This is a genomic window from Salmonella sp. SA14318 (genome assembly GCF_029866905.1).
In the GTDB taxonomy this organism is placed as follows: Bacteria; Pseudomonadota; Gammaproteobacteria; order Enterobacterales; family Enterobacteriaceae; genus Salmonella; species Salmonella enterica.
In genome coordinates, this window is the sequence record NZ_CP123282.1 from 4,615,244 (window position 1) to 4,637,749 (window position 22,506).

Below are 22,506 nucleotides of genomic sequence, written 5' to 3' on the forward strand. Positions count from 1 at the left end.
TCATAATGGGATGCCATAATGACGGAACAAGAAAAATCCTCCGCCGTGGTTGATGAGACCAGGGAGAGCGTGGAAACCACGCCACAGCCAGTTAATACCGAGAAAAAAAGTAAGAACGGCGCCGCGCTGGTATTAAGCGCGGTGGCGATCGCGATTGCCCTGGCGGCAGGTATTGGGCTTTATGGCTGGGGGAAACAGCAAGCAACCGCGCAAACGGAAACCAGCGATGCGCTGGCGACGCAACTGACCGCCTTGCAAAAGGCTCAGGAGAGCCAAAAAGCGGAGCTGGAAGAGATTATCAAAAAACAAGCGGCGCAGTTAGAAGACGCGAATCGCCAACAGGCGGCGCTGGCGAAACAGCTTGATGAAGTACAACAAAAAGTCGCCACTATTTCCGGCAGCGATGCTAAAACCTGGCTGCTGGCGCAGGCTGATTTCCTGGTGAAACTCGCCGGACGCAAGCTGTGGAGCGATCAGGACGTCACTACCGCCGCTGCGCTGCTCAAAAGCGCTGACGCCAGTCTGGCGGACATGAACGACCCCAGCCTGATTACCGCACGACGCGCGATTACTGACGATATCGCCAGCCTGTCATCCGTTGCGCAGATCGACTACGACGGCATTATTCTCAAGCTCAATCAGCTCTCTAACCAAATCGATAACTTGCGTCTGGCGGATAACGATACCGATGGTTCGCCGATGGATTCAGACAGCAGCGAGCTGTCCAGCTCGCTAAGCGAATGGCGCGTTAACCTGCAAAAAAGCTGGCAGAACTTTATGGACAGCTTTATTACCATTCGCCGCCGCGATGATACTGCCGTACCGCTGTTGGCGCCCAACCAGGACGTCTATTTACGCGAAAATATTCGCTCCCGCCTGTTAGTCGCCGCGCAGGCCGTGCCACGCCATCAGGAAGAAACATACCGTCAGGCGCTGGATAACGTTTCGACCTGGGTTCGCGCTTATTACGATACTGACGACGCCGCGACAAAAGCTTTCCTGGAGGAAGTCGATAAATTAAGCCAGCAAAATATCACGATGGATCTGCCGGAAACTCTGGGAAGCCAGGCGATTCTTGAAAAACTGATGCAAACCCGCGTGCGTAATCTGCTGGCGCAACCGACAGTCTCTACGGCAGCGCCTGCCACGCAGACAGACGCTCCGGCAGCCGCGCCGCAAGGAGAATAATGATGCTAAAAGTATTATTGCTCTTTGTGTTGTTGCTCGCGGGTATCGTGGTCGGCCCGATGATAGCCGGTCACCAGGGCTATGTGTTAATCCAGACCGATACCTACAACATTGAAACCAGCGTCACCGGCCTGGCGATCATTCTCATCGTCGCTATGGTGGTGCTATTCGCCATTGAGTGGTTACTACGCCGTCTGTTTCGTACCGGCGCGCACACCCGCGGTTGGTTTGCCGGTCGTAAACGCCGTCGCGCTCGCAAGCAGACCGAACAGGCGCTGCTGAAGCTGGCGGAGGGCGACTATCAGCAGGTTGAAAAGCTGATGTCAAAAAATGCCGACCATGCTGAACAACCGGTGGTAAATTATCTGCTGGCGGCAGAAGCGGCGCAGCAGCGCGGCGATGAAGCGCGCGCTAATCAGCACCTTGAACGTGCGGCAGAGCTGGCGGGGAACGACACCATCCCGGTCGAGATCACGCGCGTGCGCTTACAGCTGGCGCGCAATGAAAATCACGCAGCGCGTCACGGCGTGGACAAACTGCTGGAGGTCACGCCGCGTCACCCGGAAGTTCTGCGTCTGGCGGAGCAGGCCTATATTCGCACCAGCGCATGGAGTTCTTTACTGGATATCATCCCATCCATGGCGAAAGCACACGTCGGCGATGAAGCGCATCGCGCCATGCTCGAACAACAGGCGTGGATAGGACTCATGGATCAGGCGCGCGCCGAGCAGGGCAGCGAAGGATTACGCACCTGGTGGAAAAACCAAAGCCGTAAAACCCGCCATCAGGTGGCGCTGCAGGTCGCAATGGCCGAGCATCTAATCGAGTGTGACGATCATGATATGGCGCAGCAGATTATCATCGACGGTCTGAAACGCCAGTATGACGATCGGCTGGTGCTGCCCATTCCTCGCCTCAGAACCAATAATCCGGAACAACTGGAGAAAGTGCTGCGCCAGCAAATCAAGACCGTAGGCGATCGCCCGCTGTTATGGAGCACGCTCGGCCAGTCGCTAATGAAACACGGTGAATGGCAGGAGGCGACTCTGGCTTTCCGCGCCGCGCTGAAACAACGCCCGGACGCGTATGATTATGCCTGGCTTGCCGATGCGCTTGATCGACTGCATCAACCGGAAGAGGCTGCCGCCATGCGGCGCGACGGCCTGATGTTGACATTACAGAACAATCCCCCGCAGTAATTCCCTCTTGCCCGGTGGCGCTTCGCTTACCGGGCTTACCGCCTACACAAAATCATTCGGGATGCATAAAAAAACGCCTGCCCGGTTAAGGGGCAGGCGTCAAAACAGGTCTGTATGACAACATAAAGGGGTGCTTCACTCAACGTTGTGTCCAGGGTGTTTGATGAGGCGTAAGCGACATCTGTCAGTGGACGATAAGCACCGTAAACGGCTCTGCATCATTCCTGAGTTTATGAGGCCAGAAGGCGAACATAAGAGATGGAATGAGCATCTACTCGTACATTATTGCACATAACGTGCCATCTTTGCACCGCTAAAAAACAGGCGCAGGCATTAAAAAAACGTAGAGAATTCACGCGATTGTCATCCCCCCGCCGCTGGCGAGGTTTTAGCGTGTCGCCCGGCGGAGACAGAACAGGATGCTTTTTATAAAGTGATTATAAATCAATAGATTATTCGTCACCGAATAGCGACAAATGAAGCCTGGGATATCGCCAATAAACCATAATGGCAACACGTGTGGGATAAGTGGTTGAAAATGGACAGAAAACAAAAAACCCCGCCGAAGCGGGGTTCAAAATTGGTCGGCGAGAGAGGATTCGAACCTCCGACCCACTGGTCCCAAACCAGTTGCGCTACCAAGCTGCGCTACTCGCCGATATACTGCTTTTTTGAATTTTTAGTTCAATTCATTGAGTCGTGGTGCGAGGGGGGGGACTTGAACCCCCACGTCCGTAAGGACACTAACACCTGAAGCTAGCGCGTCTACCAATTCCGCCACCTTCGCGTTTCACAACTCTATATTAATGGGGTGGCTAATGGGATTCGAACCCACGACAACTGGAATCACAATCCAGGGCTCTACCAACTGAGCTATAGCCACCACTGAAACTTTTTACGCGGTATTAAACCACCGCAGCTCAAGCACCTAAATAAATGGTACGCCCGACAGGATTCGAACCTGAGACCTCTGCCTCCGGAGGGCAGCGCTCTATCCAGCTGAGCTACGGGCGCTTAGCGCCGTTGCGGGGGTGGATAATACGGACTTCACACCCCGCTGTCCAGTGCCTTTTTAAATAAAATGCGCGTTTGGTTATGCTTTGCGCATTTTGGCGCTTATTCCCCCACCTTGTGGGCGGTTCCGTGACGATTCAGACCGAAAACTTTGTAGACCAGCGTGACGGCCAGCAGGAAGATGACGCCGACAAACAGCGACATGCGCGTATCTTCATTAAAGTACATGCCGATTAAAACGCAAACCAGAAACGCCATCGTCAAATAGTTCGCCCACGGAAACATAATGGAACGAAAAGGATGATCCGCAATCGCTTCTTTATGCGCCCGACGAAAGCGCAGTTGGCTAATCAGAATGACAAACCACGGCACCATCCCCGGCAGTACGCTGGCACTATAAACGTAAACAAAGACGCGCTGCGGATTGGGGATGATGTAGTTCAGGCAAGAACCTACCAGCAAAATCAAAATAGAGAGCGCCACGCCCGCGACCGGCACGCCGTGGCGAGAGACTTTCGCGACTGCCGCCGGCAGTTGACGGTTTTTCGCCAGCGCGTAAAGCATACGCCCACAGCTATACATTCCGCTGTTACAGCCGGAGAGCGCCGCCGTCAGCACGACAAAGTTGATAATGCCTGCCGCGGCGGTGATGCCGATTTTCGCGAAGGTGAGCACAAAGGGGCTGCCGTTGCTGCCAATCTCATTCCACGGGAAAATGGTGACGATCACGAAAATCGCGCCAACATAAAAAATCAGGATACGCCACAGCACTTTACCCACCGCGCTACGCAACGTCACCTGCGGATTCTTCGCTTCACCGGCGGTAATACCGATCAACTCAACCCCTTGATAAGAGGCCACTACGATACATAATGCGGTCAGAAAGCCTTTCCAGCCGCCGGCAAAAAAGCCGCCATGCTCGGTCAGATTACCAAAGCCAATCGCCTGGCCGCCGTTACCAAAGCCGAAGAAAATCACCCCCAGACCGATGATGATCATCACAATAATCGTGGTGACTTTGATCATCGCAAACCAGAACTCGATTTCACCATACAGGCGCACCGCAGCCAAATTCGCCAACGCAACCAGTCCGACGGCAATCAGCGCCGGTATCCACTGCGCCATCTCCGGAAACCAGAACTGGACGTAGACCCCAATGGCGGTAATTTCCGAGATCCCGACCGCCATCCACATAAACCAGTATGACCAGGCGGTAAGATAGCCAAAAAAAGGACTCATATACCGGTGGGCGTACACGGCAAAGGAGCCGGTAACAGGTTCCAGAAAGAGCATCTCCCCCATCGAACGCATGATGAAAAAGACGAACAATCCGGCGATGATATACGCCAGCAGCACTGACGGGCCCGCCCATTTCAGCGTACTAGCGGCGCCCATAAAGAGTCCGACGCCGATGGTGCCCCCGAGGGCAATCAATTCAATATGACGAGCTTCCAGCCCACGCTGTAGCTCCGGTTTTTTCTCTGCCATAAATCCTCATGTCGTGTTTGCAACGGTTCCGGTAGTACCGGTTATTGTTATGGGTACATCGATTGTTGCGAATATTTTCTTAAATTTGGACAAATGGCAAATGGAGCATTAAAAAAATGCACTTATTGTGTAAGAAATCATCGATTATGTTGTAAATGAGCAGCGCCATAAGCACAATCCGCTGCTCAAGTCATCAGAAGGGAGAATTAGAGATCGCCAGTATAGTGCCAGCGAAGGTAGCGCAGCAGACGCATCTGGCGGGTAATACGCTTCGGTTGAGAAAGCAGACGATACAACCACTCCAGCCCCAGGTTCTGCCATATTTTTGGGGCGCGTTTGACGTGACCGGTAAACACATCATAGGTACCGCCCACCCCCATATATAACGCATGGGGATGCACTTCCCGACAATCGCGCATTAGCAATTCCTGTTTTGGCGACCCCATCGCGACGGTGACAATTTTCGCGCCGCTGGCATGGATACGCGCAAATAGCGCCTGACGCTGCTCCGGCGTAAAGTAACCGTCCTGGCTACCCACAATATTGACGTTCCACTGCGTCCGCAGTTTTGCTTCCGTCTGCGCCAGCACCTCAGGCTTGCCGCCGACAAGAAATACCGGCGTGCCTTCTTTCCCCGCACGCGCCATTAACGCTTCCCAAAGGTCGGCGCCAGCCACACGAGAAACCTGCGCCTGCGGAAATTTTTTACGTATTGAACGCACCACGCTGATGCCATCGGCATATTTAAATTCCGCCGCCGCTATCAACGCGCGGACTTCCGGATTATCTTCCGCCGTCAGCAGCTTTTCGGCGTTGATCGCCACCAACGTGCCTTGCTTCAGTTGACCATCGGCAAACAGATAATTCAGCGCATGTGACATGTCACGCCAGCCAATCAGAGGTAACCCGCGCAGCGAGTAAAGGGGCGCAGCGGCATTATTGGTCATAGTTTTCCTTCCACCTGTGCCTGAGGGAGCGAAGTTGTACGTTTATGAATCAGTCCGGCGCTATCAAATAACCAGAACAGAAGCTTAGCGACCAGCAGGCTGGCGCCAAAAACCACCAGGAAGAAAACCACGCGCGAAACAAACGAATCCAGCCCTTCTCGCGCCAGCACAATCATATTAAAGATGGCGCCAAAGCAGAAACTGTGCAGAATCGCCGCCTTATAGCGATTGGGCTCCCGGTTACCCAGTTCATACAGCCAGTCGAACCATTTGATAATCAGCCCGACGACGATCGCGCCGAGCGGAATAAACAGCGCCCCGCCCATGACCACCAGCGATCCGATAAGCGTTGGCGATATCGCCAGGCCAGAATGGTTGTTCAGGACTTCCCAGGTGAAGTAATTCGCAGAATTCAGCACGATACTGGGTCGTCCCGGCCATAACCAGGTGGGAATAAAGACGTAGAAATCACGCACGATAGGGGCCAGCCCCTGAAAATCGATATTGTGGTAATTTTGCAACAGCAGCGCCAGATTCTCCCACGGCGAAAAGGTATCGCGCGTCAGATAAAGAAACGTATAGAACGCCTCATCGCCGCTCACATTTAATCCGTAGCGTTTGAGCGCCAGCCAGAACATACCGACAATCCCCAGCACGCCCGCCGCTGCCAGCATCCACAGGCTGATCCAGCCCCGAATAATGCCGATAAACAGGAAGATAGCAAACGCAATAATGATGTTAGCGCGCGTGCCGCCGACAATCATGTAGGTCAACAGACCAAACGCGACGGTGCTCACCAGAAAGAACAGCCACGCTTTGCTGTCCTGGCGCAGGAAATAGACCACCAGCATCGCCGGAATGAAGAAATAGAAGAACCGTTTTAACGCCACGCCGGAGACTTCGCTGGAAAAGATCTGGCTGTAGGAGTGCAGCCGGAACAGCAAAAAGCCGTTATGCATAAAGAAAATCGCCACGCTCACCAGCGCGATGCCCATCAGGATCACCCAGGTAAGGTGGGTTTCCACCCGGTTCATGGTAAATAGCGGCTTGCGTGGTACATCCACAACGCGTTTGCGTAAACGCGTTTTATAGGTCACGTAATACACGCCGTAGAAACAGGCGGCGGATAATAGAGCCTGCAATAAGATTTCCGGCGGCGCGACGCCAACGTCGAAACGAAATACCAGCACGCTGGTTAGCGGAAAACCAAAAAAGAAGGTCAACAAAAACAGCAACGAAAAGAAAACGTTGAAGTTAAAACGCACGCGGCGGAATTCAAACCAGGTCAGCGTGGCGATAAACAGCGTAGAGAGCAGCCAGACCACCAGCAGCCCGCTGAATTGCATTAAACTCATTCGGCTTCTCCTGCGGCGATTCTCAACGCATTATGCCACGGTTGCAGGTAGTTGGGGCTAAAGAAGGTGATGCCGCTTTTATCTACCGATGCGAGCTGACGCTGCGCCTCGCGCACGACCTGCTCATTAAGATCGTCCGTGGTAAACAGGACGGGCAGATGCTGTTCCGCCATATCCTGCCAGAAAGGATTGTCGCGATTCAACACGCACGGGATATCGGCCTGAATTAGCAGACACAACGTCCCGATCCCCTGTTGGCGGGCAAAAATAAAATAACCGAGATCGCACTGACGCAATAGCGCAAGATAGGCATCAAATTCCATTTTTTCGCTAAGAATTTGTAGATTTTCGGCGCTAAACAGCGCCAGACCGGCCTGACGAACCTCATCAATATAGGCCTGGTTATTGGCCGGATAGCCCATCGGCACCACCACGTTTACCGTGTCGCCAAACTGCTGATACACCGCCCGTAACGCCGCAATATGTTCGTTACTGCGATCGCCGGAGTTCCCTACCAAAATGGTCAATTTCCCCGCACGTTGGCGCTCTTTTGCCATAGCATTCAGGGAAGGGTCCATGCGCGTCGGGAAATAGAGCAACTCGCCGCGTACGCCCGGGTGCTGGCGCGCAAAATAGCTGAGATCGCCGCGCGTCGCGAATACGCCCCCTACTCGCCCCTGCGCGATACGACGAAGCGGGTAGAAAAGGCGGAATTTCAGCCCGTGGGACACTTCGTAGAGATCCGCGCCCCAGATATGCCAGTAAAACTGAGCTGGCTTAATACCGCCGCTTAACAGCGCCAGCCACAGGCTGGTGTTGAACTGACCGTGAAAGAAGAATCTCTGTCGACGATTTGCTTTCGCTTTGGCGATGACCGCCTGCGCCAACGCTTTCTTACTGCCATAAAAACGAAGCGAGAGCGCCGGACAGCTTTCCGTGAAACCGTTATCTTCGCCGGCAACCATAAATTCGCGCGCGTGCTCGCTTGTGGCGGCCAGCGTATCATTGAAAAACCGCAGCACGGTGTGGTTATGGTGAGGGATATCCGATCCCAGGACGTGAATCAGTACAGTCATGCTCGCCTACGCCAGAGTAAAAATACGCCGCAACAAAGTGAAAAATAGACAATATAGGTGGCCATATAAGCCTGTGCCGCACCCAGCGCGCCGTGAGCGGGAATCAGCCAGTGAGCGAACGCCGTTAACAGAATGAACTGGCTAATTTCGGCCAGAATGTAAAATCGCAACGACGCTTTGGCAATCACCAGATAACCGAAAACATAGGCGCCGACTTTCAGCACGTCGCCCACTAACTGCCAGGCGAACAGATCGCGCATCGCGGTGAATTTGGCGGAAAAAAGCAGCCAGATAGCAAAATCGCGCAGTAGCCAGACGGTAAAACTCGCCGCCGCAACCGCCGGTAAAACAAATTTCAGCGCTTTTACTACTTCGCGCGTAATGTCCTGTTTTTCCGTCAGGCGTGAGAGCGTGGGTAACAGGTAAACGCTGAAGGAGGCGGTGATAAATTGCAGATAGGCGTCAGAAATGCTGCTTACGCCCTGCCAGATCCCGACATCGCTCCAGCTATAGTGCGCGGCCAGTTGGTTTCGCATCATCACATAGGCAACCGGCATCGTAACGGAGGTAATCAGCGCCATCAGGGTAAATTTACTGAGCTGCCCTGCCAGACCATTGTCCCAGGAGGGCTTGAGATAGCGTAGCGGGACGGTGCCGCGCTTAATCAGTATTATACCGGCTGGCACTACCACCAGCGCTGGCACCAGCGCCAGACCAAGCAGAGCACCTTCATAGCCGCCGACACGGTAGCAGAGATACCAGGCGGCGACGCCCAAAAAGCTGCCGACAATTAACGATAAGGCATTACCCGACGCGTCACGAAAGCCCTTCATTAGCGCCAGCAGCAGGTTCGCCCAGGCGATCCCCATTTGTACCAGCGCAACCAGACGCACCAGCCCTTGATAGTCCGTATGACCGAACAATCCCTGGCTAATCGGCGCCGCCGCCAGCAGGAAGACCAGCGCCAGCAGCGTAGAGAACCCCAATACCATCGCGGAGGAGGTTCCCACCACGGTACGTAACTGCGCCGGGTCATCATGATGTTGTGCGACGAGTTTGGTAACGCCGTTAAATATCCCGGCGCCAGCCAATACGCCCAGCACGGTGATCATCTGGCGGAAGTTACCCGCTTGTCCGACGCCCGACGGACCAAAAGAGACGGCCAGTAGTTTCACCACCAGCAGTCCGGCGCCAATTTTTACCAGCGTACTGACCGCCGTCCACAGGGAGGCTTTAGCAAGCGACATATCAGGAGAAATAATTTAGCAAGGTAGTAATCACCGTTCGTTGATCGACGGGCGCAAGGTTATAAAACAGCGGCAGACGCAGCAAACGTTCGCTCTCTTTTGTGGTGTAGACATCGTCCCCGATAAACTCGCCGAATTTATCGCCCGCCGGACAATCATGCAGCGGAATGTAATGGAATACCGCCATGATTTCCGCCTCTTTAAGGAAATTAATCAGCGCGCTGCGATCGGCGATATCCCGCAGTTTGATGTAAAACATGTGGGCATTATGCCCGCAGTTTTCCGGAATAGAAGGCAGCTCGATACGCCCGGCGCGCGCCAGCGGCGTTAACGCATCGTAGTAAGTCTGCCACAGCGACAGACGCTGTTGATTGATACGATCGGCGGCCTCCAGTTGCGCCCACAGATAGGCAGCCTGCAGATCGGACATCAAATAACTGGAGCCGATATCCCGCCAGGTGTATTTGTCCACCTGACCACGGAAGAACTGGCTACGGTTGGTACCTTTTTCGCGGATGATCTCCGCGCGTTCAATTAGCGTACGATCGTTGATCAGCGTCGCGCCGCCTTCGCCGCCAGCGGTGTAATTTTTGGTTTCATGGAAGCTAAAACAGCCGATGTGACCGATCGTCCCTAATGCGCGCCCTTTGTACGTGGACATCACACCCTGGGCGGCATCCTCGACAACGAACAGATTATACTTATCCGCCAGCGCCATGATGACGTCCATTTCACAAGCGACGCCAGCGTAGTGTACCGGCACGATAGCGCGGGTTTTATCAGTAATCGCCGCCTCAATCAGCGTTTCGTCAATACTCATCGTATCCGGACGAATATCGACAAATACAATTTTCGCGCCGCGCAGGACAAAAGCGTTAGCGGTGGAGACAAACGTAAAGCTCGGCATGATCACTTCATCGCCGGGCTGAATATCCAACAACAGAGCCGCCATCTCCAGCGACGCGGTACAGGAAGGCGTCAGCAACACCTTCTCGCTGCCGAAATGTTGCTCCAGCCACTGCTGGCAACGACGCGTAAAGCCGCCGTCGCCGCACAGTTTGCCGCTGCTCATTGCAGACTGCATGTATTCGAGTTCGGTTCCCACCACCGGCGGCGCATTAAAAGGAATCATGTTGTCACCTGTATAACCAGTACGCAGTGCTTTCGATGTTGGCACCGCTTTGTATGTAACGTTTAAGCGCGGCGGTGTTGCCCAACTGGGTCGCCACCCGCAATGTTGCTTTGCCGCGACTCTGCGCCCAACAGATCGCCGCCTGCATAAGTTCCGCTCCCGCGCCGCGTCCGGCCAACAGACCGATGCGCGCGTCGGTATCATTCAATTCCCGCAGCGAGACGTAACCGCGGATAGCGCCTGTTTCCGTGCGAAGCACCAGGCATTGGTGATCAAACGTGCCGCGTACCGCATTCTCAATCCACTGGGCGTAAAAACGAGCGCTGGCGTCGGGCGCATACCACGGCGCGCGAAAACGACTCTGCGTAAACGCCTCTCCGGCCAACTGACGCAAAGCAGGAATGTCCGTAAGGTGTGCAATTTCCGCGCCATGCTGGTCGCGATGCCCTTTTACCGGCAACGCAAAATCCACCTCGCCTTCAACCAAAGAGAATCCCAGCGATTGCAACGCCGACAGCCAGGCGATGTTTTCAGCCGGCACTTTTACCTGCACGCGTTGCCACGCCTGCAGCGCTTCTGGCGTTAATTCGGGCGCTGAGGCATCGATACGCACAATGCCGCTATTCACGCCAAAGAACGTATTTTCCCAGAGTAACGGTTCAATACTGGCGCGGACGGGCACGGAGCAACTCCAGTAAATATTGGCCATAGCCGGTTTTTTCAAGCTGACTGGCGGCGCGTTTCAAACCATCATCATCCAGCCAGCCGTTGCGCCAGGCAATCTCCTCCAGACAGGCAATTTTGAAGCCCTGGCGCTTTGATACGCCGCGCGTAATGGGATGCAACCGGGTACCGGAACCTCCCGCCAGAATGATGCCTTTCATTCGTTTCTCCTCCAGGAGTAAGAACCTGCCGTTTAGCGTTTCAGACCTAAGCGTTCGCCCTGATAACTGCCATCCTGCACGGGTTTCCACCAGGCCTCATTGGCGAGATACCACTGAACGGTTTTTCGCATCCCACTTTCGAAGGTTTCCTGCGGCGTCCAGCCCAGCTCGCGGGCGATTTTCGACGCGTCGATGGCATAACGTAAGTCATGGCCGGGTCGATCGTCGACGAAGGTAATCAGATCGTGATAATTCGCTACACCCTGCGGTTTTTGCGGGGCCAGTTCTTCCAGCAGAGCGCAGATCGTCCTGACCACATCCAGATTTTTACGTTCGTTATGACCGCCGATATTATACGTTTCGCCCACAGCGCCGTTCGTCACCACGTGATACAACGCACGGGCATGATCTTCCACATACAGCCAGTCGCGAATTTGCTGACCGTTGCCATAGACCGGCAATGGTTTACCCGCCAGCGCATTCAGAATCATCAGTGGGATCAGTTTTTCCGGGAAATGGTAGGGCCCGTAGTTATTAGAGCAGTTGGTGACAAGCGTAGGCAGACCGTAGGTACGTAACCAGGCGCGTACCAGATGGTCGCTGCTGGCTTTGGAGGCGGAATAAGGACTGCTTGGCGCATATGGCGTGGTTTCGGTGAAGAAATCGTCTGCAGTATGCAGATCGCCATACACTTCATCGGTGGAGATATGGTGGAAGCGGAACGCCGCTTTAGCGTCCGCGTCAAGCGCGGACCAGTAAGCGCGAGCGGCTTCCAGCAAGGTGTAAGTACCAACGATATTCGTTTCAATAAACGCCGCCGGGCCGTCGATGGAACGGTCTACATGGCTTTCCGCCGCCAGGTGCATCACGCTATTGGGCTGATACTGCTGGAAGACTCGCTCCAGTGATGCCCGATCGCAGATATCCACCTTCTCAAAGGCGAAACGGTCGCTTTGCGTCACCGATGCCAGAGACATCAGGTTGCCCGCATAGGTGAGTTTATCCACCACCACCACCGCGTCTGCCGTTTCATGGATGATATGCCGCACCACCGCAGATCCGATAAAGCCTGCGCCGCCGGTCACCAGAATGCGTTTCATCAGCGCCAGACTCCTTTGGTATCAACCGCATAACGTTGATGAACCGCATCGCCGGGAATCGCTTTAAATTCGTCGTGATCGACCAGCATCACCAGCACATCGGCGGCGGTCAGCGCCGCGTCCAGTTTCGCCAGCGTGCAAAGTCCGTCCAATTTTTTCGGCAACTGACGGATATTCGGTTCGACGACCAGGGTTTCGCCGCTGTGCCAGCGGGCGATACTTTGGGCGATCCCCATCGCCGGGCTTTCGCGCAGATCGTCGATATTCGGCTTAAAGGCCAGCCCAAAACAGGCGATTTTCACTTCGCTGGCGCGTTTATCGGTGGCCGCCAGGCAATCTGCGACCGCGGCTTTTACCTGATCGACTACCCAGTGCGGTTTGCCGTCGTTCACTTCACGCGCGGTGCGAATCAGTCTCGCCTGCTGCGGATTTTGCGCCACAATAAACCACGGATCGACCGCAATGCAGTGCCCGCCAACGCCTGGGCCCGGCTGCAAAATATTGACGCGCGGATGGCGGTTCGCCAGACGGATCAATTCCCAGACGTTAATCCCCTGTTCGGCGCAAATCAGCGACAATTCATTCGCAAAGGCGATATTCACATCACGGAAGCTATTTTCCGTCAGCTTGCACATCTCTGCGGTGCGCGAGTTGGTGACAACGCATTCGCCCTCAAGGAAAATTTTGTACAGCGCGCTGGCGCGAGCCGAACATACTGGCGTCATACCGCCAATCACGCGGTCATTTTTAATGAGTTCCACCATCACCTGACCCGGCAGCACACGCTCCGGACAATAGGCAATATTCACGTCGGCCTGCTCGCCCGCCTGCTGGGGAAAGGTCAGATCCGGGCGCATCCCGGCCAGCCAGCCAGCCATTTGCTCCGTTGCGCCGACCGGCGATGTTGATTCCAGAATCACCAGTGCCCCTTTTTTTAATACCGGCGCAATGGATTTTGCCGCGGCTTCCACATAGGCCATGTCAGGGTCGTGCTCGCCTTTGAATGGCGTCGGCACGGCAATCAGGTACGCATCGGCCTCGACAGGTGTCGTCGTCGCACGCAGAAAGCCGCCTTCCACCGCCATCTTCACCACATTGCCCAACGCCGGCTCCACGATGTGAATTTCACCGCGATTTATGGTGTCTACCGCATGTTGGTTGATATCCACGCCGATAACCTGCTTCTGGCGGGAAGCAAAAGCGGCCGCAGTCGGTAATCCGATATACCCCAGCCCAATAACAGAAATGGTCGTAAAACTCATAACGATACCCGATAACTTTTTAACGCCTGTAAAATGCGCGCGCATGATTGCCCGTCACCATAAGGATTATGGGCGCGGCTCATGGTTTGATATTCATTTTCGTCGTGCAGCAGACGCATAACTTCCGCCACAATGCGCCGGGAGTCCGTGCCGATCAGTCTTACCGTACCAGCGGTAATGGCTTCCGGACGCTCTGTGGTTTCACGCATGACCAATACCGGCTTACCTAATGACGGCGCTTCTTCCTGAATACCGCCGGAATCGGTCAGAATGAGCCAGGCGTGATTCATCAGCCAGACAAAAGGTAAGTAGTCCTGCGGCTCAATCAGTACCACGTTTTCAACATGGCCGAGGATACGGTTGACAGGTTCGCTGACGTTGGGATTGAGATGCACCGGATAGACAATTTGCACATTCTGGTTCGCGGCGGCGATTTCCGCCAGCGCCTGGCAGATATGCTCAAAGCCCTGACCAAAGCTTTCACGCCGATGACCGGTCACCAAAATCATCTTCTTATTCGCGTTGAGGAAAGGATACTGCTCGGCCAGTTCAGCCTGTAATGTATCGCTCGTCAGAACGCGATCGCGTACCCAGATCAGCGCGTCGATAACGGTATTGCCAGTGACAAAAATGCGCTCATCCGGAATGTTCTCCCGCAACAGATTCTGCCGCGAGTTTTCCGTCGGCGCAAAGTGGTACATCGCCAGATGTCCGGTCAGCGTGCGGTTTGCCTCTTCCGGCCAGGGGGAATAGAGATCGCCGGTTCGCAACCCGGCTTCTACGTGCCCTACCGGAATTCGTTGATAGAAAGCCGCCAGGCTGGTAGCAATCGTAGTGGTGGTATCGCCATGAACCAGCACCACATCAGGTTTAAAATCTGCCAGGATCGGCTTTAATCCCTCCAGAATTCGGCAGGTAATTTCCGTCAACCCCTGTCCCGGCTGCATAATGTTGAGATCGTAATCAGGCACAATAGAAAAAAGAGTTAATACCTGATCAAGCATCTCCCGATGCTGCGCAGTAACGCATACTTTGGCCTCGAAATGAGGATCTTTTTCCAGCGCATGGACCAGAGGCGCCATCTTAATGGCCTCCGGTCGTGTACCAAATACAGTCAGTACTTTCACATCGATTCTCTTCGAATAGACAGTAGGGGCCCAGCCCCCTACTGCAGAGGTGTTGCTAAATCGTGCGGCGACGGGTTAAGGCAACGCCCGCACCGATTAGCGCCCCAACGATACCCCACATGATCATCAGGAAGGCTCGGCGTGGGCTATCACGTTTTACCGGTTCTTCCGGCGTACGCAAATAACGATAGGTCTGAAAACGAGGGTCCAGGGTCGGCCCCACATTAAGCGTATTCAACATTGCCCGATTTTGAAAGTAGTCCAAATCGAACGCAGGGCCAACCGCTTGCAGATTTTCAAGACGCGCCTGCAACATAGGGCGACCGAGTAAAAAAAGCTCTGAGTCCGGTAATTCATCTGCCGGGACATCCGTCGCGCTACGAGAAATATTATGTTGTTCCGCAATTTTGAGCGCCTGCTCAATACTGTTTACACGACGCGAATAGATCGCTTTCGCAACCTCTTCCTGCCGTTTGACCTGGGCTTTCATCTGCACGGTACGCGCAGCCCAGGCACCTTTTAATTCATCATTCAGATGGCTCGCCGCCCGCTGGCTGGCAAATGCGACATACTGACGCAGCAGATTATTGGCGTCCGGCGCAGTTTCAGCAATCAGCTTCACATTGTCGTTGATGGCGCGTGTAAAATCGCCGGGCGTAAACTGTATGTTATTGATCAGTTCATCAAGCATCGCCGCATCAGCTTTGCTATTCCCGACCATTCGCTGCTTGTAATAGTCCGTCTGTAACCAGAAATCGCGACGCGTATCCCAGGAGGCAAGTTGCATGATGAACTCTTTATACGCTTCATCCATCACCGAGGGCTTATCAGAAGAAGCAGGATCGGTCTTAATATCCAGGTTGCGCAGAAACTGCTGCTGGGAGTAATAACCGCCCAACATATTTACGGTTGGGCGATCGGTGATCGCCGTCGCACTCCACTCCTGACGAGCAAAAAAGGTATAGGCTAACGCGATAAGGGCAAATAGCAGGCCAATGCCGATAATCCAGAATTTGCCAGCCCATAAAGTACGAAACAACCCGCGAATATCCAGTTCATTTTCAGCGCTCACCGCGCGTGCCCCCGGTAATGGTTGTGTCATCGTATCCTCATTTACTTGGTTAAGTTTGGCCGGTTCTCACGTTGCCTGCGCAGGCGACGCTTCACACGCTTAATAAATCTCGCCACCTTCCAGGCCCGCTTAATGCAGTAGCCATAGAGGAAGAATGCTAGCAAAAAGAGCACCAACATAACCCATTCAGGAACAAAATGAGAGTATTCTGCCGTTACGCCTACTCCCGCCAGAATCGCCGCTGCGAGCGTAATAAGAACAAATGCCTGGCGGGAAGTAAACCCTGCTCGCATAACCAAATGATGAATATGTTGGCGATCAGGGGAAAAGGGGCTCATCCCTTTACGCAGACGGCGATACATAATCGCCACCATATCCATCAATGGAATAGCGATAATCCATAGCGCGGTAACCGGGCTGATAGAGTGAGTTTTCCCCTGCGTCGTTTCCAGTAAGAGCCAGATGACGGTAAAGCCAATCAGTGTACTACCGGCATCGCCCATAAAGACTTTATAACGCCGCCCCAAAATACCGAGATTAAGCATAATGTAAGGCAGAATCGCGGCGATCATGGCAAAGCACCACATTGCCAGACTAGTCTGACCATCAAACCATAAAATCAGCCCCATCGCCGCAAATGAGACGCTGGATAACCCACCTAGCAGGCCGTCAATACCGTCAACCATATTGAAAGCGTTGATCGCCGCCCATACCGCAAACAGCGTAAGGAAATAGCCAAAGGGGCCAAGCACTAACTCCCAAGGCCCAAAGATGTAACCAAGGCTACCTAAGTGAAGTTTTGCGATAACCATCATTACAACCGCAATAACAGCCTGAACCACAGCACGGATTTTTACACTGATATCAAAACGGTCATCCATCGCACCAACAAAAACCAATACACCAGCGCAAATAAGATATAGCGATAAGTGCGGTATGTAGTAATCCGAGAGGCCAAACATAAAGCAGATTCCTGCAAACACAGAAATCCCGCCGACTAATGGGATAACACCCTGATGTCGTTTACGAAAGTTTGGTTTATCCACTAAACCAATTTTTATGGCTACTTTTCGCGCAAGAAAAATAAAAATGGTCGTGAATAAAAAAATACTGATTAGCTCAGATAAAGCGGTGAGTAACTTCACAGTGTATGTGCTCTCAGCATATATCATTTCCTTAAAGTATAATGCGTTACGCCAGCTCCTAGAAGAGACCTGTTAGAACATTACACTTTTTACCGCAAACAATGTGTATTGTGCATGGTGTTACTCTGTAGCGCATATCCCGATGACCAGTTTATATGACATGACGCTAAGATGAATCGCAAAACAAAAACGCCACGTAAAAACGTGGCGTTTTCAGGTAAAGACCAGGTTATGAGCGCTTCATCATCTCGAAAAAGTCGTCATTAGTTTTGGTCATCGCCAGTTTGTTAATGAGGAATTCCATCGCGTCAATTTCACCCATCGGATGGATGATTTTACGCAGGATCCACATTTTCTGCAGCTCTTCCTGAGTGGTGAGCAGCTCTTCTTTACGGGTACCGGAACGGTTGTAGTCGATAGCCGGGAAGACACGTTTTTCAGCGATCTTACGCGAGAGATGCAGCTCCATGTTACCGGTGCCTTTAAACTCTTCGTAGATAACTTCGTCCATCTTGGAACCGGTATCGATTAGCGCCGTCGCGATGATAGTCAGGCTACCGCCCTCTTCCACGTTACGCGCCGCGCCGAAGAAACGCTTCGGACGATGCAGGGCGTTAGCATCCACACCACCGGTCAGTACTTTACCGGAAGCCGGCACCACGGTGTTGTAGGCACGCGCCAGACGGGTGATGGAGTCGAGCAGGATGATGACGTCTTTCTTGTGTTCAACCAGACGTTTCGCCTTCTCGATAACCATTTCGGCAACCTGAACGTGGCGGGATGCCGGTTCGTCAAAGGTAGAGGCAACCACTTCGCCTTTCACCAGACGCTGCATCTCGGTTACTTCTTCCGGACGTTCGTCAATCAGCAGCACCATCAGCACGCAGTCTGGGTGGTTATACGCGATGCTCTGCGCGATGTTCTGCAGCAGCATGGTTTTACCCGCCTTCGGCGGCGCGACAATCAGACCGCGCTGGCCGCGACCGATCGGCGAAGCCAGATCCAGAACGCGCGCCGTTAAGTCTTCGGTAGAACCGTTACCACGCTCCATACGCAGACGAGAGTTTGCGTGCAGCGGGGTTAAGTTCTCAAAGAGGATTTTGTTACGGGCGTTTTCCGGTTTGTCGTAGTTAACTTCGTTAACTTTCAACAGCGCAAAATAGCGTTCACCTTCTTTCGGCGGGCGAATCTTACCAGAAATGGTATCACCAGTGCGGAGGTTGAAACGGCGGATTTGGCTGGGGGAAACGTAGATATCATCAGGACCGGCGAGGTAGGAGCTGTCTGCAGAACGGAGGAAACCAAATCCATCCTGCAATATCTCCAGCACACCGTCGCCAAAGATATCTTCGCCACTCTTTGCGTGCTGCTTCAGGATGGCAAAAATAATGTCCTGCTTGCGCATACGGGCCAGGTTTTCCAGCCCCATACTTTCGCCGAGAGTGATCAGCTCAGAAACCGGCGTATTCTTTAATTCGGTAAGATTCATAATGGTGTGAGTTCTTAAACTTGGGGTAAATCTCGAACTTAATGTTGTGAATGGTATGGCAGGGTCATCCATGCCTGTTTACGGCTATCAACTCATGTCTGTTCGCTGTCTGGTCACAGGAAAGTACGCAGAACTGAAACGACAAGACGGAATGAGCGAAGAGCCAGGAATCTTTCCACTTCTCGTGCGAGAAAAAACGGGAAGTGACGGATAAAACCAGATTCAAACTTAATAAGGTATGTTTAATTCGAAGTCAATACTAACTTAGCACGACTCAGACCGGGCGTCCAGAGATCCTGACAATTTAAGAATAACGTAAGGACAACAGACGCCACGAAACTGCCTGATACCTTAATCATTCGTCGAATGACAGACGCCTGACCATACAGCGCCTTTGTCATTCGACGTATAAAAGGTATTACGCCAGATTGGCGTCGAGAAACTCTTTCAACTGACCTTTAGACAGTGCGCCTACTTTGGTTGCCGCCACTTCGCCGTTTTTAAACAGCAGCAGAGTCGGAATACCGCGGATGCCATATTTAGGCGCAGTACCAGGGTTCTGGTCAATGTTCAGTTTGGCAACGGTCAATTTGCCCTGATATTCGTCAGCGATTTCATCCAGAATCGGAGCGATCATTTTACACGGCCCGCACCACTCTGCCCAGAAATCAACGAGGATAGCCCCGTCCGCTTTGAGTACATCCGTGTCAAAACTGTCGTCAGTCAGGTGAATAATTTTATCGCTCATATATAACTCCACAGGAATAAGCCTGGCGTGTTGGTGTAGCATTAACCAACGAGGTGCTGATGTTAACTTCGCCAACAAAGGTTGACTTTATTTCACCGGATACGCTTTCGTAAAGCAATAGTAAGCTGATATTCTACCACACTATGAGCAAAACACATTTAACAGAACAGAAGTTTTCCGACTTCGCCCTGCACCCACAGGTGGTTGAAGCCCTTGAAAAAAAAGGGTTTTATAATTGTACGCCCATTCAGGCACTGGCCCTTCCGCTAACGCTGGCGGGTCGTGACGTTGCAGGGCAGGCGCAAACCGGTACCGGGAAAACGATGGCGTTTCTGACGTCAACGTTTCATTATTTACTTTCTCATCCCGCGATCGACGATCGCAAGGTGAACCAGCCGCGCGCGCTGATCATGGCGCCGACGCGTGAATTAGCCGTACAAATTCACGCAGACGCGGAGCCGTTGTCGCAAGCGACAGGCTTAAAATTAGGCCTGGCTTACGGCGGCGATGGTTACGACAAGCAGCTTAAAGTGCTGGAAAGCGGCGTTGATATTCTTATTGGTACGACGGGCCGACTGATCGACTACGCCAAACAAAACCACATTAACCTCGGCGCCATTCAGGTCGTCGTACTTGATGAAGCCGATCGCATGTACGATTTGGGCTTTATTAAAGATATCCGCTGGCTGTTCCGTCGTATGCCGCCGGCTGCGCAGCGTCTGAACATGTTGTTCTCCGCCACCCTGTCTTATCGGGTTCGCGAGCTGGCGTTTGAACAGATGAACAACGCCGAATATGTTGAAGTGGAACCGGAGCAAAAGACCGGCCACCGCATTAAAGAAGAGCTTTTCTACCCCTCTAATGAAGAGAAAATGCGTTTACTGCAAACGCTGATCGAAGAAGAGTGGCCGGATCGCGCCATTATTTTCGCCAACACCAAGCATCGTTGCGAAGATATCTGGGGACATCTGGCGGCAGATGGCCATCGTGTTGGTCTGCTGACCGGCGATGTCGCGCAGAAAAAGCGCCTGCGGATTCTGGATGAGTTCACCCGCGGCGATCTGGATATTCTTGTGGCGACCGATGTCGCGGCGCGCGGGTTGCATATCCCCGCCGTAACGCACGTCTTTAACTACGATCTGCCAGACGATTGTGAAGACTATGTTCACCGTATCGGTCGTACCGGTCGCGCTGGCGCCAGCGGACATTCCATCAGCCTGGCTTGCGAAGAGTATGCGCTGAATCTGCCCGCTATTGAGAGCTATATCGGCCACTCGATTCCGGTCAGCAAATACAATCCGGAAGCGCTCATGAACGATCTGCCCAAGCCGTTGCGCCTGACGCGTTCGCGTCCTGGCAATGGTCCGCGCCGCGCTGGCGCTCCGCGTAATCGTCGTCGTTCAGGTTAAGAAAAGTTATGCCATACACAAAATCATTTAGCCTGTATCAAGGCGGCAAGAAAACAAATCCCGATGAGCTTAGGAAGAGTACGCAGCCAACATGGATACAGGTTGAAGGATGAAGTGTATGAATTCCACCTCGTTGTATGCCGCCATTGATCTCGGTTCCAATAGTTTTCATATGCTGGTCGTGCGCGAGGCGGCGGGAAGCATCCAGACGCTGACCCGAATAAAACGCAAGGTGCGTCTGGCCGCGGGTCTGAACAACGACAACCACCTTTCAGCCGAAGCGATGGAACGCGGCTGGCAATGCCTGCGTCTGTTTGCTGAACGTTTGCAGGATATCCCGCAGCCACAAATCCGCGTGGTTGCCACCGCAACATTGCGTCTCGCCGTCAATGCAGGTGAATTTATCGCGAAAGCGCAGACTATCCTTGGTTGTCCGGTGCAGGTTATCAGCGGCGAAGAAGAGGCGCGGCTAATTTATCAGGGGGTCGCTCATACCACCGGCGGCGCAGATCAGCGACTGGTGGTGGATATCGGCGGCGCCAGCACTGAACTGGTTACCGGCACTGGCGCGCAAACCACGTCGCTGTTTAGCCTGTCGATGGGCTGCGTAACGTGGCTTGAACGCTATTTTAGCGATCGTAATCTGGCGCAAGAAAACTTTGATGATGCGGAGAAAGCCGCGCGCGATGTACTGCGTCCGGTCGCCGATGAACTGCGTTTTCATGGCTGGAAGGTCTGCGTGGGTGCCTCCGGCACCGTACAGGCATTGCAGGAAATCATGATGGCGCAGGGGATGGACGAGCGCATTACGCTCGCCAAACTGCAGCAGCTAAAACAACGCGCGATACAGTGCGGGCGTCTGGAAGAGCTGGAAATCGAAGGCCTGACGCTGGAACGCGCGCTGGTTTTCCCAAGCGGGCTGGCTATTCTGATCGCGATATTTACCGAGCTGAACATCCAGAGCATGACGCTGGCAGGCGGCGCGTTACGCGAAGGGCTGGTGTATGGGATGTTGCATCTGGCGGTAGATCAGGATATCCGCAGCCGCACGCTGCGGAACATTCAGCGTCGGTTTATCGTCGATACCGATCAGGCGAATCGCGTGGCGAAGCTGGCAGATAACTTCCTCAAACAGGTAGAAAATGCCTGGCATATTGAGCCTATCAGTCGTGAACTGTTGCTGAGCGCTTGCCAATTGCATGAGATTGGTCTGAGCGTTGATTTTAAACAGGCGCCCTATCATGCCGCCTATTTAGTACGCCATTTGGATCTGCCTGGCTATACGCCCGCGCAGAAAAAGTTGCTCGCTACCCTCTTACTGAATCAGACCAATCCGGTCGATCTCTCTTCGCTTCATCAGCAAAACGCGGTACCGCCCCGTGTTGCGGAACAGCTATGCCGTTTGCTGCGACTGGCGATTCTCTTTGCCGGTCGCCGTCGTGACGATCTGGTACCAGAAATTACGCTACAGGCGCTAAATGAAAATCTGACGTTAACCTTGCCTGGCGACTGGCTGGCACATCACCCGCTGGGTAAAGAGTTGATTGATCAGGAAAGCCAGTGGCAAAGCTATGTACACTGGCCGCTGGACGTTCGCTAACTGTAGTCTGATTGCCGGATGACG

At 53.4% G+C, this 22,506-nt stretch carries 19 protein-coding genes, 4 tRNA genes and 1 pseudogene; 4 read left to right on the plus strand and 20 right to left on the minus strand.

Going from position 1 to position 22,506, the window contains the following annotated elements:
* Nucleotides 1–18: 18 nt before the first annotated feature.
* Together hemX and hemY are read left to right on the plus strand one after the other, a co-directional pair.
* Nucleotides 19–1,188, plus strand: a complete 1,170-nt coding sequence (gene hemX / locus QEN32_RS21980) for a uroporphyrinogen-III C-methyltransferase (protein WP_000138955.1) — start codon at nucleotides 19–21, stop codon at nucleotides 1,186–1,188.
* Nucleotides 1,189–1,190: 2 nt separating this feature from the next.
* Nucleotides 1,191–2,387 (plus strand): protoheme IX biogenesis protein HemY, encoded by a 1,197-nt coding sequence (hemY, locus tag QEN32_RS21985; protein ID WP_023602562.1) that lies wholly within the window; start codon nucleotides 1,191–1,193, stop codon nucleotides 2,385–2,387.
* A 581-nt stretch (nucleotides 2,388–2,968) separates the two neighbouring features.
* Here the strand turns inward: hemY and QEN32_RS21990 are convergent.
* The 20 genes and pseudogenes from QEN32_RS21990 to trxA all read right to left on the minus strand — a co-directional run bounded on the left by QEN32_RS21990 (nucleotide 2,969) and on the right by trxA (nucleotide 19,473).
* Nucleotides 2,969–3,045 (minus strand) — tRNA-Pro (locus tag QEN32_RS21990).
* A gap of 42 nt (nucleotides 3,046–3,087) precedes the next feature.
* Nucleotides 3,088–3,174: transfer RNA gene (locus tag QEN32_RS21995), tRNA-Leu, on the minus strand.
* Between the two features lie 20 nt (nucleotides 3,175–3,194).
* Nucleotides 3,195–3,270 (minus strand) — tRNA-His (locus tag QEN32_RS22000).
* 54 nt (nucleotides 3,271–3,324) lie between these two features.
* Nucleotides 3,325–3,401, minus strand: a tRNA-Arg gene (locus QEN32_RS22005).
* A 102-nt stretch (nucleotides 3,402–3,503) separates the two neighbouring features.
* Entirely contained in the window at nucleotides 3,504–4,889 is a 1,386-nt protein-coding gene (locus tag QEN32_RS22010) for an amino acid permease (RefSeq protein WP_000818378.1), read from the minus strand.
* Nucleotides 4,890–5,095: 206 nt separating this feature from the next.
* Nucleotides 5,096–5,836 carry a lipopolysaccharide N-acetylmannosaminouronosyltransferase gene (gene wecG, locus QEN32_RS22015; protein ID WP_000183617.1) on the minus strand — a complete coding sequence of 247 codons (741 nt, stop codon included), beginning with the start codon at nucleotides 5,834–5,836 and terminating at the stop codon, nucleotides 5,096–5,098.
* Entirely contained in the window at nucleotides 5,833–7,191 is a 1,359-nt protein-coding gene (gene wzyE, locus QEN32_RS22020) for an ECA oligosaccharide polymerase (protein ID WP_000055605.1), read from the minus strand. Before wzyE ends, wecG begins: the two co-directional genes overlap by 4 nt.
* Entirely contained in the window at nucleotides 7,188–8,267 is a 1,080-nt protein-coding gene (locus QEN32_RS22025) for a TDP-N-acetylfucosamine:lipid II N-acetylfucosaminyltransferase (protein WP_265322400.1), read from the minus strand. The genes wzyE and QEN32_RS22025 overlap by 4 nt, the downstream gene beginning before the upstream one ends.
* Complete coding sequence (gene wzxE / locus QEN32_RS22030) at nucleotides 8,264–9,514, minus strand: lipid III flippase WzxE (protein ID WP_000050302.1); 1,251 nt, start codon at nucleotides 9,512–9,514, stop codon at nucleotides 8,264–8,266. Before wzxE ends, QEN32_RS22025 begins: the two co-directional genes overlap by 4 nt.
* A gap of 1 nt (nucleotide 9,515) precedes the next feature.
* Nucleotides 9,516–10,646 (minus strand): dTDP-4-amino-4,6-dideoxygalactose transaminase, encoded by a 1,131-nt coding sequence (gene rffA / locus QEN32_RS22035; RefSeq protein ID WP_265322401.1) that lies wholly within the window; start codon nucleotides 10,644–10,646, stop codon nucleotides 9,516–9,518.
* 4 nt (nucleotides 10,647–10,650) lie between these two features.
* Nucleotides 10,651–11,328, minus strand: coding sequence for a dTDP-4-amino-4,6-dideoxy-D-galactose acyltransferase (rffC, locus tag QEN32_RS22040; RefSeq protein ID WP_001145156.1), 678 nt, complete (start codon nucleotides 11,326–11,328; stop codon nucleotides 10,651–10,653).
* Nucleotides 11,306–11,464, minus strand: a pseudogene (locus tag QEN32_RS22045) (glucose-1-phosphate thymidylyltransferase); the annotation flags it as partial. The pseudogene QEN32_RS22045 and the gene rffC, both read right to left, overlap by 23 nt.
* A 98-nt stretch (nucleotides 11,465–11,562) precedes the next feature.
* On the minus strand, nucleotides 11,563–12,630 hold the full coding sequence (gene rffG, locus QEN32_RS22050) for a dTDP-glucose 4,6-dehydratase (RefSeq protein WP_000822154.1): 1,068 nt from the start codon (nucleotides 12,628–12,630) through the stop codon (nucleotides 11,563–11,565).
* A complete protein-coding gene (gene wecC / locus QEN32_RS22055; RefSeq protein ID WP_023137856.1) occupies nucleotides 12,630–13,892 on the minus strand; it encodes a UDP-N-acetyl-D-mannosamine dehydrogenase in 1,263 nt (420 codons plus the stop codon). Before wecC ends, rffG begins: the two co-directional genes overlap by 1 nt.
* Nucleotides 13,889–15,019 carry a UDP-N-acetylglucosamine 2-epimerase (non-hydrolyzing) gene (gene wecB / locus QEN32_RS22060; RefSeq protein ID WP_000866685.1) on the minus strand — a complete coding sequence of 377 codons (1,131 nt, stop codon included), beginning with the start codon at nucleotides 15,017–15,019 and terminating at the stop codon, nucleotides 13,889–13,891. The genes wecC and wecB overlap by 4 nt, the downstream gene beginning before the upstream one ends.
* A gap of 55 nt (nucleotides 15,020–15,074) precedes the next feature.
* Entirely contained in the window at nucleotides 15,075–16,121 is a 1,047-nt protein-coding gene (gene wzzE, locus QEN32_RS22065) for an ECA polysaccharide chain length modulation protein (RefSeq protein ID WP_000193413.1), read from the minus strand.
* Between the two features lie 11 nt (nucleotides 16,122–16,132).
* Entirely contained in the window at nucleotides 16,133–17,236 is a 1,104-nt protein-coding gene (gene wecA, locus QEN32_RS22070; RefSeq protein ID WP_000771937.1) for a UDP-N-acetylglucosamine--undecaprenyl-phosphate N-acetylglucosaminephosphotransferase, read from the minus strand.
* 229 nt (nucleotides 17,237–17,465) lie between these two features.
* A complete protein-coding gene (gene rho, locus QEN32_RS22075; RefSeq protein ID WP_001054532.1) occupies nucleotides 17,466–18,725 on the minus strand; it encodes a transcription termination factor Rho in 1,260 nt (419 codons plus the stop codon).
* Nucleotides 18,726–18,812: 87 nt separating this feature from the next.
* Nucleotides 18,813–18,896 carry a rho operon leader peptide gene (locus QEN32_RS22080; RefSeq protein ID WP_134820045.1) on the minus strand — a complete coding sequence of 28 codons (84 nt, stop codon included), beginning with the start codon at nucleotides 18,894–18,896 and terminating at the stop codon, nucleotides 18,813–18,815.
* A 247-nt stretch (nucleotides 18,897–19,143) separates the two neighbouring features.
* Nucleotides 19,144–19,473 carry a thioredoxin TrxA gene (gene trxA, locus QEN32_RS22085; RefSeq protein WP_001280776.1) on the minus strand — a complete coding sequence of 110 codons (330 nt, stop codon included), beginning with the start codon at nucleotides 19,471–19,473 and terminating at the stop codon, nucleotides 19,144–19,146.
* Nucleotides 19,474–19,616: 143 nt separating this feature from the next.
* On the opposite strand from trxA, the gene rhlB reads away from it, so the two are divergent.
* Together rhlB and gppA are read left to right on the plus strand one after the other, a co-directional pair.
* Nucleotides 19,617–20,882 (plus strand): ATP-dependent RNA helicase RhlB, encoded by a 1,266-nt coding sequence (gene rhlB / locus QEN32_RS22090; RefSeq protein ID WP_265322402.1) that lies wholly within the window; start codon nucleotides 19,617–19,619, stop codon nucleotides 20,880–20,882.
* Nucleotides 20,883–21,000: 118 nt separating this feature from the next.
* The gene (gppA, locus tag QEN32_RS22095; protein WP_001089447.1) at nucleotides 21,001–22,482 is read left to right on the plus strand and encodes a guanosine-5'-triphosphate,3'-diphosphate diphosphatase; all 1,482 of its coding nucleotides are present in this window, start codon (nucleotides 21,001–21,003) and stop codon (nucleotides 22,480–22,482) included.
* Nucleotides 22,483–22,506 lie beyond the last annotated feature (24 nt).

What these genes read in the sequence shown, in the direction of transcription:
- QEN32_RS22025 (WP_265322400.1), bottom strand. Translation starts at nt 8,267, where the DNA reads ATGACTGTACTGATTCACGTCCTGGGATCGGATATCCCTCACCATAAC.
- hemX (WP_000138955.1), top strand. Translation starts at nt 19, where the DNA reads ATGACGGAACAAGAAAAATCCTCCGCCGTGGTTGATGAGACCAGGGAG.
- gppA (WP_001089447.1), top strand. Translation starts at nt 21,001, where the DNA reads ATGAATTCCACCTCGTTGTATGCCGCCATTGATCTCGGTTCCAATAGT.
- rffA (WP_265322401.1), bottom strand. Translation starts at nt 10,646, where the DNA reads ATGATTCCTTTTAATGCGCCGCCGGTGGTGGGAACCGAACTCGAATAC.
- rffG (WP_000822154.1), bottom strand. Translation starts at nt 12,630, where the DNA reads ATGAAACGCATTCTGGTGACCGGCGGCGCAGGCTTTATCGGATCTGCG.
- trxA (WP_001280776.1), bottom strand. Translation starts at nt 19,473, where the DNA reads ATGAGCGATAAAATTATTCACCTGACTGACGACAGTTTTGACACGGAT.
- wecG (WP_000183617.1), bottom strand. Translation starts at nt 5,836, where the DNA reads ATGACCAATAATGCCGCTGCGCCCCTTTACTCGCTGCGCGGGTTACCT.
- rhlB (WP_265322402.1), top strand. Translation starts at nt 19,617, where the DNA reads ATGAGCAAAACACATTTAACAGAACAGAAGTTTTCCGACTTCGCCCTG.
- hemY (WP_023602562.1), top strand. Translation starts at nt 1,191, where the DNA reads ATGCTAAAAGTATTATTGCTCTTTGTGTTGTTGCTCGCGGGTATCGTG.
- wecC (WP_023137856.1), bottom strand. Translation starts at nt 13,892, where the DNA reads ATGAGTTTTACGACCATTTCTGTTATTGGGCTGGGGTATATCGGATTA.
- wzyE (WP_000055605.1), bottom strand. Translation starts at nt 7,191, where the DNA reads ATGAGTTTAATGCAATTCAGCGGGCTGCTGGTGGTCTGGCTGCTCTCT.
- wzxE (WP_000050302.1), bottom strand. Translation starts at nt 9,514, where the DNA reads ATGTCGCTTGCTAAAGCCTCCCTGTGGACGGCGGTCAGTACGCTGGTA.
- wzzE (WP_000193413.1), bottom strand. Translation starts at nt 16,121, where the DNA reads ATGACACAACCATTACCGGGGGCACGCGCGGTGAGCGCTGAAAATGAA.
- rho (WP_001054532.1), bottom strand. Translation starts at nt 18,725, where the DNA reads ATGAATCTTACCGAATTAAAGAATACGCCGGTTTCTGAGCTGATCACT.
- QEN32_RS22010 (WP_000818378.1), bottom strand. Translation starts at nt 4,889, where the DNA reads ATGGCAGAGAAAAAACCGGAGCTACAGCGTGGGCTGGAAGCTCGTCAT.